This window comes from Streptomyces sp. NPDC002144, assembly GCF_053593695.1.
On sequence record NZ_JBSFDB010000016.1, the window covers coordinates 15,382 to 27,722 of the forward strand.

The 12,341-nt window shown below is 71.8% G+C and carries 8 protein-coding genes and 1 pseudogene; 8 read left to right on the top strand and 1 reads right to left on the bottom strand.

The features are described 5' to 3' along the window. Positions 1 to 239: 239 nt before the first annotated feature. From ACWCQ1_RS24080 to ACWCQ1_RS24105, 6 genes and pseudogenes are all read left to right on the top strand, one after another. Positions 240 to 2,300, top strand: a complete 2,061-nt coding sequence (locus ACWCQ1_RS24080) for a molybdopterin cofactor-binding domain-containing protein (protein ID WP_451027406.1) — start codon at positions 240 to 242, stop codon at positions 2,298 to 2,300. A 10-nt stretch (positions 2,301 to 2,310) separates the two neighbouring features. Then, positions 2,311 to 2,793: a (2Fe-2S)-binding protein gene (locus ACWCQ1_RS24085; protein ID WP_358608089.1), complete on the top strand. Its 483-nt coding sequence runs from the start codon at positions 2,311 to 2,313 to the stop codon at positions 2,791 to 2,793. A 78-nt stretch (positions 2,794 to 2,871) separates the two neighbouring features. Further along, positions 2,872 to 6,246 (top strand): pyruvate carboxylase, encoded by a 3,375-nt coding sequence (locus ACWCQ1_RS24090; protein ID WP_451027407.1) that lies wholly within the window; start codon positions 2,872 to 2,874, stop codon positions 6,244 to 6,246. 76 nt (positions 6,247 to 6,322) lie between these two features. Continuing rightward, positions 6,323 to 6,814 carry a DUF1360 domain-containing protein gene (locus ACWCQ1_RS24095; RefSeq protein ID WP_358608092.1) on the top strand — a complete coding sequence of 164 codons (492 nt, stop codon included), beginning with the start codon at positions 6,323 to 6,325 and terminating at the stop codon, positions 6,812 to 6,814. Positions 6,815 to 6,923: 109 nt separating this feature from the next. Continuing rightward, a pseudogene (locus tag ACWCQ1_RS24100) lies at positions 6,924 to 8,122 on the top strand (hypothetical protein). A gap of 1 nt (position 8,123) precedes the next feature. Beyond that, positions 8,124 to 8,693, top strand: coding sequence for a hemerythrin domain-containing protein (locus ACWCQ1_RS24105; RefSeq protein WP_451027348.1), 570 nt, complete (start codon positions 8,124 to 8,126; stop codon positions 8,691 to 8,693). 10 nt (positions 8,694 to 8,703) lie between these two features. Here ACWCQ1_RS24105 and ACWCQ1_RS24110 read toward each other — a convergent pair whose 3' ends face one another. Next, positions 8,704 to 9,573, bottom strand: coding sequence for a metallophosphoesterase family protein (locus ACWCQ1_RS24110; protein ID WP_451027349.1), 870 nt, complete (start codon positions 9,571 to 9,573; stop codon positions 8,704 to 8,706). Positions 9,574 to 9,749: 176 nt separating this feature from the next. Between ACWCQ1_RS24110 and ACWCQ1_RS24115 the strand changes: the two genes are divergently transcribed. Continuing rightward, on the top strand, positions 9,750 to 10,832 hold the full coding sequence (locus tag ACWCQ1_RS24115; protein ID WP_358608101.1) for a substrate-binding domain-containing protein: 1,083 nt from the start codon (positions 9,750 to 9,752) through the stop codon (positions 10,830 to 10,832). 156 nt (positions 10,833 to 10,988) lie between these two features. Beyond that, the gene (locus ACWCQ1_RS24120; protein ID WP_451027350.1) at positions 10,989 to 12,323 is read left to right on the top strand and encodes an ABC transporter substrate-binding protein; all 1,335 of its coding nucleotides are present in this window, start codon (positions 10,989 to 10,991) and stop codon (positions 12,321 to 12,323) included. Positions 12,324 to 12,341 lie beyond the last annotated feature (18 nt).

Consider the following 12,341-nt stretch of genomic DNA (forward strand, 5'->3'; position numbering starts at 1 on the left):
GGGCGTCTACCGCACAGCTGTGCACCCCAGAGCCTACGGACGACAACGGGCGGACGACCGCAACCTGTCCGAACCGCCATGAACCCGTCTCGGCTCCCGTACGTACCTCTCAGGCAACCCACAGGACGGTCCGCACCCTCCTACCGGTTGACGTAGTGGGCGACACACCCGAGGAGTGTCCGTTGGACGGCATCGAGTCCTCCCCTCCCGGACCGCGCGCGGTCTCCCGCCGCAGGTTCATGGTCTACTCCCTGTCCGCCGCCACCCTCACCGTCGCCGCCCCGCTCGCCTGCGACACCTCCAGGGCGCAGGGATCAGAGTCCGCCGGCGCGGTGGCCACCGGCGACGACGACGAGATGCTGGTCCTGGAGGTCACCAAGGCGAACCGGGTGGTCGTACGGCTGCCCCGGGTCGAGGTCGGCCAGGGCGTCACCACCGCCGTCGCCATGATGATCGCCGAGGAGCTGGACGCCCGCCTCGCCGACGTCGACATCCCCCTCGCCGACGCCCGCACCAAGGGCAACCAGTCCACCGGCGGCTCCAGTTCCGTCCGCTCGCTGTACGACCCCGCACGCCGGCTCGCCGCCACGGCCCGCGCCAGACTGGTGACCGCGGCCGCGCACCGCTGGCACCTGCCCGCCCGGACCCTGCACACCCGGGACACCATGGTCGTCGCCCCCGACGGCCGTAAGGCGAGCTTCGGCTCGCTCAGCGCGGACGCGGCCCGCATCCGCCGTACCGAGGTCTCCGCCCGGCCCCGCCCGGCCGCCCGGCACAAGGTGATCGGCCGGCCGACGAACCGGATCGACGCCCGGGACATCGTCACCGGAAAGGCCGAGTTCACCGGAGACCTGGCCGTGGCCGGGGCGAAGCCGACCGTGGTGGCCAGGCCGCCGACGCTCGGCGGCCGGGTCGTCTCGGTCGACGACCGGGCGGCGCGCGCCCTGCCGGGCGTCCACGCCGTGGTGAGGGTGCCCGGCGGGATCGCCGTGGTCGCCGACTCCTTCCACCACGCCTTCACCGCCCAAGACGCCCTGAAGATCAGGTGGGCGCCGGGCCCGATGGCCTCGCTGTCCGACGCCGGCATCCGCTCCCGGCTGCGGGCGGCGGTCCCCGCGCTGGGCTCAGCGCCGCGCGGATCGACGCAGGTCGAGGGGGAGTTCGAGTTCGCGTTCGTCAGCCACGCGCCGATGGAGGTGCTGACCGCGATCGCGGACGTGGGCGCCCACCGGGCGGAGCTGTGGTTCTCCACGCAGACCCCGATGGAGGCGCGCGACACCATCGCGTCCGCCGTCGGACTGCCCGCCTCCGCCGTCACGGTCCATGTGATCCGCGGCGGCGGCTCGTTCGGGCGGCGGCTGACCTTCGACGCGGCGATCGAGGCGGCCCTGATCTCGAAGGCCGCGGGGCGGCCCGTCAAGCTGATGTGGAGCCGCAACGACGACACCCGGCACGGCCGGATGCGCCCCGCAAGCCACCACCGCATCCGCGCCAGCCACCAGGGCGGCCGGGTGATCGCCTTCGCCCACGCGACGGCCTCGGTCAACGAGTCGTCCGGGAAGAGCGGGGTCGACCAGGCCTCCTTCGTACGGCGGGCGTCCGGACCGGCACCCAGTGACTCCGGTCTGTACAACTTCGGCCGTCTGTCCGGGGATTCGGGTTCGGTCGACCTCCCGATCCCGCTCGGCGCCTGGCGGTCGGTGGACGCCGGAACCGCGCGGACCGCGGAGGAGATCCTGGTCGACGAGATCGCCGCGAGCCTCGGCGAGGACGCGGTCGCCTTCCGCCGTACGACCCTGCGCAGCAGGTCCGTCCGGGCCGTGCTGGACAAGGTCGTCCGGGCCGGGGGCTGGGGGCGGGCCCTGCCCGCCGGGCACGGGCAGGGCGTGGCCGTGCACGAGGAGTACGGCTCCTGCGTGGCCTGCCTCGCGGAGATCGACGCGACCGATCCGCGCCGGCCCCGGGTGACCCGGGTGGTGATGGCCGCCGACGTCGGTACGGTGATCAATCCGCGGGGCCTCGAGGCCCAGCTCATGGGCACGGCGATCGACGGGATCTCCACGGTGCTGTCGGCCGGTCTGCACATCGACCGGGGTGCCGTGCGCGAGGGCAGCTTCGCCGACTTCCACTGGGCCCGGCAGCGCCACGCCCCGCTGCACTTCGAGGCGCACGTCATGCCGTCCACGGCGGACCCGGGAGGCGCCGGGGAGCTGGGGGTGCCGGCCGCCTCCGGGGCCGTCGCCAACGCCTACGCCCGCGCGACCGGCACCAAGCCGCGCCGCTTCCCGCTGAGCTTCTGAGAAGGACCCCATGCCCTCCTACTCCTTCACCCTCAACGGCGAGAAGGTCACCGTCGAGGCCCCCGCCGACATGCCCCTGCTGTGGGTGCTGCGCGACCTGCTGCACGTCACCGGCCCCAAGTACGGCTGCGGGGTCGGCGTCTGCCGCGCCTGCACCAGCCACCTCGACGGCGACGAGATCCAGCCCTGCGTCGTCAAGGTCGAGGACTGCGCGGGCCGGAAGGTCACCACCATCGAGGGCCTGGCCGACGGCGACACCCTGCACCCCGTGCAGCAGGCCTGGCTGGAGCGCGACGTCGCCCAGTGCGGCTTCTGCCAGCCGGGCCAGATCATGGCCGCGGTCGCCCTGCTGAAGCGGACACCCCACCCCACGGACGCCGACATCGACGGCATCGAGAACGTCTGCCGGTGCGGCACCTACAGCCGGATCCGGGAGGCCATCGGGAAGGCCGCCGCGGAGATCAACACGGCGACGCCGAAAATCACCCCCTGAGTGGCCCGGCTCACATGGCCATGAGGGCATGTCACCGACACCATGGGGGACGTCATCGGCAGGCTGAAGGGAGCGGCGATGTTCCGCAAGGTGCTGGTCGCCAACCGTGGTGAGATCGCGATCAGGGCATTCCGTGCCGGCTACGAGCTGGGTGCCAGGACGGTCGCCGTCTTCCCGCACGAGGACCGCAACTCGCTCCACCGGCTCAAAGCCGACGAGGCGTACGAGATCGGCCAGCCCGGCCACCCCGTACGGGCCTATCTGTCGGTGGAGGAGATCGTCCGCGCGGCCCGCAAGGCCGGCGCCGACGCCGTCTACCCCGGCTACGGCTTCCTGTCGGAGAACCCCGAGCTGGCCAAGGCCTGCGAGGAAGCGGGCATCACCTTCGTCGGGCCCAGCGCGCAGACCCTGGAGCTGACCGGCAACAAGGCCCGTGCCGTGGCCGCCGCCCGCGCGGCCGGCGTCCCGGTGCTCGGCTCCTCCCAGCCCTCCAACGACGTCGACGAACTGGTGCGCGCGGCCGAGGAGATCGGCTTCCCGGTGTTCGTGAAGGCCGTCGCCGGCGGTGGCGGACGTGGCATGCGCAGGGTCGAGGACCCGGCCGCGCTGCGCGAGTCCATCGAGGCCGCCTCCCGTGAGGCCGCGTCCGCGTTCGGCGACCCGACCGTCTTCCTGGAGAAGGCGGTCGTCGACCCCCGCCACATCGAGGTGCAGATCCTCGCCGACGGCGAGGGCAACGTCATCCACCTCTTCGAGCGCGACTGTTCTCTCCAGCGCCGCCACCAGAAGGTCATCGAGCTGGCCCCGGCGCCCAACCTGGACCCGGCCCTGCGCGACCGCATCTGCGCCGACGCCGTCCGCTTCGCCCGCGAGATCGGCTACCGCAACGCCGGCACCGTCGAGTTCCTGCTCGACCGGGACGGCAACCACGTCTTCATCGAGATGAACCCGCGCATCCAGGTCGAGCACACGGTCACCGAGGAGGTCACCGACGTCGACCTGGTCCAGGCCCAGCTGCGGATCGCCTCCGGCCAGACCCTCGCCGACCTCGGTCTGTCCCAGGAGACGGTGAAGCTGCACGGCGCGGCCCTGCAGTGCCGTATCACCACCGAGGACCCCGCCAACGGCTTCCGCCCGGACACCGGCCGCATCAGCGCCTACCGCTCGCCCGGCGGCTCCGGCATCCGTCTGGACGGCGGAACCACCCACGCCGGTACGGAGATCAGCGCGCACTTCGACTCCATGCTGGTGAAACTCACCTGCCGGGGCCGGGACTTCAAGGCCGCCATCGGGCGGGCCCGGCGGGCCGTCGCCGAGTTCCGTATCCGGGGCGTGGCCACCAACATCCCCTTCCTGCAAGCGGTGTTGGACGACCCGGACTTCCAGGCGGGACGGGTGACGACCTCGTTCATCGAGGAACGCCCGCATCTGCTGACGGCGCGTTCCTCGGCGGACCGGGGCACCAAGCTGCTGACCTACCTCGCCGACGTCACGGTCAACAAGCCGCACGGCGAGCGCCCCGAGCTGATCGAGCCGGTCACCAAGCTGCCCCCGCTGCCCGAGGGCGAGCCGCGCGCCGGCTCCCGGCAGAAGCTCGTCGAACTCGGCCCGGAGGGCTTCGCCCGCCGGCTGCGCGAGTCGCCGACCATCGGCATCACCGACACCACCTTCCGCGACGCCCACCAGTCCCTGCTCGCCACCCGGGTGCGCACCAAGGACCTGCTCGCCGTCGCGCCCGTCGTCGCCCGCACCCTGCCCGAGCTGCTCTCCCTGGAGTGCTGGGGCGGCGCCACCTACGACGTCGCCCTGCGCTTCCTCGCCGAGGACCCCTGGGAGCGGCTGGCCGCCCTGCGCGAGGCCGTGCCCAACATCTGTCTGCAGATGCTGCTGCGCGGCCGCAACACCGTCGGCTACACCCCGTATCCGACCGAGGTGACCGACGCCTTCGTGCAGGAGGCCGCCGCCACCGGCATCGACATCTTCCGCATCTTCGACGCCCTCAACGACGTCGGCCAGATGCGCCCCGCCATCGACGCCGTGCGCGAGACCGGCACCGCGATCGCCGAGGTCGCCCTCTGCTACACCTCGGACCTGTCCGATCCGAACGAGCGCCTGTACACGCTCGACTACTACCTGCGCCTCGCCGAGCAGATCGTCGAGGCCGGCGCCCATGTCCTGGCGGTCAAGGACATGGCCGGCCTGCTGCGCGCCCCGGCCGCCGCCAAGCTCGTCTCGGCGCTGCGCCGCGAGTTCGACCTGCCGGTGCACCTGCACACCCATGACACGGCGGGCGGCCAGCTCGGCACCTACCTCGCCGCGATCCAGGCGGGCGCGGACGCCGTGGACGGAGCGGTCGCGTCGATGGCCGGTACGACCTCCCAGCCCTCCCTGTCGGCGATCGTCGCCGCGACCGACCACTCCGACCGGCCCAGCGGACTGGACCTGCAGGCGGTCGGCGACCTGGAGCCGTACTGGGAGAGCGTCCGCAAGGTCTACGCCCCCTTCGAGGCGGGCCTCGCCTCCCCGACCGGGCGCGTCTACCACCACGAGATCCCCGGCGGGCAGCTCTCGAACCTGCGCACGCAGGCCGTCGCGCTGGGCCTCGGCGACCGCTTCGAGGACATCGAGGACCTGTACGCGGCCGCCGACCGCATCCTGGGCCGGCTGGTCAAGGTCACCCCGTCCTCCAAGGTGGTCGGCGACCTCGCGCTGCACCTGGTCGGTGCCGGGGTCACCCCCGAGGACTTCGAGGCGGCGCCCAACCGCTACGACATCCCCGACTCGGTCATCGGCTTCCTGCGCGGTGAGCTGGGCACCCCGCCCGGCGGCTGGCCCGAGCCGTTCCGCAGCAAGGCGCTCGAGGGGCGCGGCCCGGCCAAGCCCGTGCAGCAGCTGACGCCGGAGGACCGCGAGGGCCTGGCCAAGGAGCCCCGCGCCACCCTCAACCGCCTCCTGTTCCCCGGCCCGACCCGCGAGTACGAGGCCCACCGCGCCGCCTACGGCGACACCAGCGTCCTGGACAGCAAGGACTTCTTCTACGGCCTGCGCCCGGGCAAGGAGTACTCCGTCGACCTGGAACCCGGCGTGCGGCTCCTGATCGAGCTGGAGGCGGTCGGCGAGGCCGACGAGCGCGGTATGCGCACGGTGATGTCGACCCTGAACGGGCAGCTCCGCCCGATCCAGGTGCGGGACACGGCCGCCGCCTCCGACATCCCGGTCACCGAGAAGGCCGACCGGGGCAACGCCGGCCATGTCGCCGCGCCGTTCGCCGGTGTGGTCACCCTCGCGGTCGCCGAGGGCGACGAGGTGGACGCCGGGGCGACCGTGGCCACCATCGAGGCGATGAAGATGGAGGCCGCGATCACCGCCACCAGGGCGGGCCGCGTGACCCGCCTCGCCATCAACCGGATCCAGCAGGTGGAGGGCGGCGACCTGCTGGTCGAGATCGGCTGAACCCCTTTTCGCGACGATTCCGACGGCCGTATCGGGAAACCCGGTACGGCCCATCGGAACCGCCGGAGAGGGCACCATGACTGCTGCCGACACCGCACGCTACGACGACCAGGACGACACCCCCCTGACGGGGTACGCCGTGCTCGCCGGCACCTTCGCGACGGGACTCGCGGCCTTCACCGCGGCGGTGCGGGCACGCGGCGTACGGCCGCCCCGGGACGTGCCGCCGTGGGACGTCGCCCTGCTGGGAGCGGCCACCTACAAGGCCTCCAGGCTGCTGGCCAACGACAAGATCACCAGCTTTGTGCGGGCGCCGTTCACCGAGCGCAAGGGGGACGGCGAGGCCGCCGAGGTCATGGACGAGCCGCGGGGCAAGGGGGTGCGCCGGGCCGTGGGCGACCTGGTGTCCTGCCCGTTCTGCGTCTCGGTCTGGGCGGCCGGCGCCCTGGTCTGCGGGTACACCACCGTCCCCCGGGCCACCCGGCTGGTCTGCGCGGGCCTGGGCGCGGTGACCCTGGCGGACTGGCTGCAGTACGCCTGGACCTGGACCCAGCAGAGCGTCGAGTGAGGACCGCCGTGGCCGGAAGTCGCCCTGTGGGTCCATCGGCACGGTGAGCGTGACGGCGGTGGGTACCCGGCGCCGACCCGTTACGGTTCTCACCCCCCGGGAGGCCCTCATGGGCTTCAATCCTCTGGAACACCGCGGCATCCCGCTGGAACGTCAGATCCGCAGCTGGCGCGGGATGTCGAACCGGTCGACCCCGACCGCGGCGACCCGTACACCAAGTGCCGGATCATCACGATGAACGGCATCGAGGTCGAGGCGATCCTCTTCAACCACCAGCTGGCCCGGCACTGTCCGGACATGGAGGTCAAACGGCAGCTGGCGGAGGTACGTTACGCCGAGGCGCAGCAGCAGAAGGCCGTCAACTGGCTGCTGCCCGGACTGGCCACGGCGCTGGAGACGACGATCTCCTACGAGCAGGTCGCCGTCGACCTGACCGGCTGGATCGCCCGGCACGAACCCGACCCCTACCTGAAGCAGGCCTAAGAGTTCGGCGTCCTGGAGGACTTCGACCACCTGTACCGGTACGCCAACCTCTACGAGATGATCGAGCACCGCAAGGCGGACTCGATCGTGGAGAACCTCACCGAGGTCATGCCGGGCCGCCCGACGAAGTTCCACCACCGTCACCCGGCCGACAACGTCCGTGAGCCGTACGACCGGACGACCGTGAACCCGCTGTCCAAGCTGCACGCGCTGACCGTCATGTCCGCCGAGCAGCAGACCATGAACTTCTACCTGAACGTCGGCCCGCAGTACATGGAGCCGATCGCCCGCCAGCTCTACCAGGAGATCGGGCTGATCGAGGAGGAGCACGTCACCCACTACGAGTCGCTGGTCGACCCGGGCGAGACGTGGTGGGAGCAGCTCGTCAACCACGAGTACAACGAGTGCTACCTCTACCACTCCTTCCTGGAGCAGGAGTCCGACCCCAAGGTGAAGGCGATCTGGGACCTGCACCTCAACATGGAGCTCGAACACCTCCGTATCGCCTGCGATCTGATGCGCCGTCACGGCGGCCGCGACCCGCAGGAGATCCTCGCACCGGAGCTGCCCAACGTGCTCACCTTCGAGCCCAACAAGGCCTACCTGCGCGGACTCCTCGACACCCAGATGGACCTGACCACGCTGGGCGCCGGTTATGTGCGTGACGCGCATGAGCGGTTCGAGCGGATGCAGGAGCAGATCCACGGTGGCGAGGAGCCGCCGAGCGAGCGGGTCATGGCGCAGCACCGGGAGATGTTCGGGCGGGAGTACCGCCACCAGACCGAGGGGGAGCACCCCGATGCCGCCTCACGGGAGAAGGACTGACATGGCCGGCATCGCCGCCGACGACGCCGACGTCGTCGCCCTCCTCATGCGCCGGCACGGCGACATCCGCAACCTGTTCGACGAGGTCGAGAAGGCCGGCGGGGAGGAACGCCGGGCCGCGTTCCGCCGGCTGGTCCGGCTGCTCGCCGTGCACGAGACGGCGGAGGAGGAGGTCGTCCACCCCTTCACCCGCACCTCGGTGCCGGACGGCGAGGCCGTGGTGGAGGCCCGGCTCGCCGAGGAACGCGAGGCGAAGGAGGTGCTCAGCCGGCTCGACGGCATGGACACCGACGACCCCAAGTTCCTGCCCGGACTCGACGCGCTGCGCAAGGACGTGATGGCCCACGCGCGCTCCGAGGAGCGCTACGAGTTCATCCACATCCGCCGCAGCGCGGACAAGGCACGGCTCGCGTCCATGGCGACGGCGCTGCGCGCCGCCGAGGCCATGGCTCCGACCCACCCGCACCCCGGCACCGAGTCCGCGGCGAAGAACCTCACCCTGGGCCCCGTCGCCGCGGTGATCGACCGCACCCGTGACGCCGTCCGCAAGGCGATGGGCAAGGACGGCTGACCTCAGGTGTTCAGCGGGCGGCGACCAAGGCGTCCAGGCCGAGGTCGTCGCCGCTGACGTCGGCGAGCCACGGGTCGTGGACGTACTCGAAGCCGCCGGTGCCGGTGTCGAGCAGACCGATGCTCCCGGGTGTGACCTGCTGCCGCGGGTTGACCGGCGCACCGCTTCTGCCGTCGGCCTTCGGGCGCACCAGCTGCGCGAGGGCGTACGAGGTCGTCGGACCGTACCGACGCGGCCCGTTGGGGTGGTGGTAGTGGCCGCTGACGTGCAGGGGCGGCCGCAGATGCTCGATGAGCCGGGTCAGCTTGGGGGAACCCTGGACGGTGCCGCGCCACTCGGACATGCCGTAGGGGCCGTCGTGGGTGATCAGGAGGTCCACGCTGCCCGGTTCGGCGTCCAGCAGCCGGGCGTAGGCGTCGGGGTCGACGTCCATCGCCTCCGACTCGATCAGTCCGAGGAAGGCGGTGCGCAGGCCGGCGATCTCGACGACGTTGCCGCAGGCGATGTGGCGGTAGGCGCCGAGCGGGTCCACCGCAGTCACGGCCGACAGGCTGTTGTGATGCAGGGTGGCCAGCCACTCGTGGTCCTCGTGGTTGCCGCTGACGAAGTGGAACGCGGGGACCTGGTCCAGCGCTCTGCGTACCGCGTCTGCCAGTCGGGGTGACGGCTCGAGCAGCCGGAAGAAGTCGCTCTGCGCCGGCTGGTCCGCGCCGAACCGCCGACTGGCCTCGTCCCACCGTTCCGGCGCGGGAAACGCGCCCAGATCGCCGACCTGGATCAGCGCGTCGAGCCGGATCCCGCGCCGCTTCCGCAACAGCACCGCGGCGCCCAGCGCGTGCAGCACGCATCCGTGGACGTCCCCGAAGAACGCGACCTTCACATGCCGCTCCCTTGTCGTGGCTGTGTCTCCGGTCTTTGGTGTCGCATTCGTCGAGCCTCGCGGGCGGGGGGGGCGGACGGGCAAGCGGATATCCACTTCAGGGATGGTGGCCGGCGCGGGCGATCGTATGATGGTGGCCGGATCGCTCAAACGAACATTCCCGGGGCGGAGGCCGTATGCGTGAGCCGGTCGATCTCAGGCGGCGGCGGATTCTCGCCGCCGTGCAGGCGCGCGGTACGGCACGGGTCGCCGACCTCGCCGCCGAACTGCAGGTGTCCGTGGTGACCGTCCGCAGGGACGTCGAGGAGCTGACCCGCGAGGGCAGACTGAGGCGCGGCCACGGTGTGGTCCGCTCCACCCTGCCCGCCCAGGAACTGCCCGAGCGCGCCGCCGGTGAGGGCGACACCGTGGCCGTGGTGGTGCCCGAGCGGCACTCCTACCTCTACGAGGCCCTGCACGGCGCCCGCACCGTCCTGGACGCCGCCGGTCTGCGGGTCGCCCTGCACATCGCCCCGCAGGTGCCCGGCGCCGAACGCCCCCAGGTGGAGCGGGCGCTCGCCGACGGGGCCCGCGCAGTGCTGCTCGCGCCCCGCTGGCGCAGTCCGGCGGCGGAGGAGGACGACTACCGCTGGCTCGCCGCGCTGGACGTGCCGACCGTGCTGATGGAGCGCCGCCCTCCTAAGGGCAGCGCCCTGCACGCCATGGACTCGGTCTGCTCCGACCACTGGTACGGCGCCCACCTCGCCGTCGAGCACCTGGTCGGCCTCGGCCACCGGCGCCTGGTCTTCGCGACCCGCGACGACAGCCCCACCGCCCGCACCCTGCGCGCCGCGCTCACCGAGATCGCCGGCGATCATCCCCTGGTCGAGGAGTGGGCCTGGGCGCTGAGTTCCTCCCGCGGCGCCCTCGACCAGCAGCCCACCGATGTGACGGACCTGGCCGCGCTGCTGCGCAAGGCGGGCGCGACGGCCGCCGTCCTGCACGGCGACGTGGACGCGCTGATGCTGGTGCAGCAGCTCGCCGAGAACGGTGTGCGCGTCCCCGAGGACTGCTCGGTCGTCGCCTACGACGACGTGGTGGCCGGTCTCGGCAGCCCGCCGCTGACGGCGGTGTCACCGCCCAAGGGCGAGGTCGGCCGGGTGGCCGCGGAACTCCTGCTGCGGCGCCTGGACGGCACCCACGGCGAGGGGACGCGCTCGGTGCAGCGCGTCGAACTGCTGCCGACCCTCACGGTGCGCGGCTCGACGCGGGCCCTGTGAGACGGGAGCCCGAGGAGCCGTTTTCCACCTGATGAGCGTTTGACCGCTTTATTTTCTTCTGATCGCTCTATTGACCGTTTCTCGTGGGCCACGGAGGATTCCGGTGACTCGAACAGGTCGTGCCCACCCGGGCACGCAGGAGCCTCGGGAGGCCCGATGCCTGGTCGACGCAGCCGTCGATCCGTGCTCGCCGCGATGGCCGCCCTGCCGCTGACCGGTGCCGTGAGCGCCTGCAGCGGACAGGGTGCCACCTCGGCGGGCAGCACCAGCGGGACCACGCACATCACCTTCTGGTCCGCCCTGCGGGGTAGCCAGCAGGTGGTGGACGCGTTCAACCGCACCCACGACCGAATCCAGGTCGACTTCCAGCAGATCCCGTCCGGCACCCAGGGCGGCTACGCCAAGCTCTCCAACGCCGCCCGGGCCGGCAACGCGCCGGACGTGGCCACCATCGAGTACCCGCAGATACCCGGCTTCGCCATCGACGGCGTCGCCCGCGACATCAGCGGCATGATCAGCGACACCCTCAAGGCAAAGCTCCTGCCGCAGGCCCTCGGTCTCACCACCTTCCAGGGCCACACCTTCAGCGTCCCGCTGGACGTCGAGCCGATGGTCATGCACTACCGCACCGACCTGTTCGAGCACTACGGCCTCCATGTCCCGCGCACCTGGGACGAGTTCGCCGAACTCGCGCACACGGTCAAACGCAAGGCGCCCGAACGCCGGCTGGCGCTGTTCCCCACAGACAGCCTCGCCACCCCGTTCGCGGCCTACTGCTGGCAGGCCGGCGCCCAGTGGTTCGACACCTCACACGGTGCCTGGAACGTCTCCCTCGCCGACGCGCCCACCCGGCGTGTGGCGTCGTACTGGCAGAAACTCATGGACGAGGACGTCGTGTTCGTCAACGCCATGGACAGCCGCCAGTACGACGCCCAGGTCGCCGACGGGCTGGTGCTGACCCGGCTCACCGGCGCCTGGGACGCCGGCGCACAGATGAAGGCGCAGCCCGGGCTGAAGGGCAAGTGGCGGATCGCGCCGCTGCCGCAGTGGGACGAGAGCCACCCGGCCATCGGCACCCACGGCGGCTCCACCTTCGCCGTCACCAAGGACAGCCGGCATCCCGAGGCCGCCATGGAGTTCATCGAGTGGCAGGTCTCCCACCCCGACGCCCTGCGCGCCCGGCTCTCCAGCGGCGCGAGCAGCCAGTACCCGGCCGTGCCCGGCCTGGTCCCCGTCGACCGCAAGGCCTTCGACCGCTCGTACTACGGCGGACAGGACATCTACACCCTCTACGACCAGGAGGCCCGCAAGATCCGCGACGGCTGGGTGTGGGGCCCGCGGATGACCGCCACCGGCAAGGTGATGCAGGACGGCTTCGCGCGCGTCGGCGGCGGCCAGGGCAGCCTCATCGACGCGGTGCGCGCGGCCCAGGACGGCACGATGCCCGACCTGAAGGCCCTGGGCCTGTCCACCACCCAGCACAGCACCTGAGCCACCGGCAAGGCACCC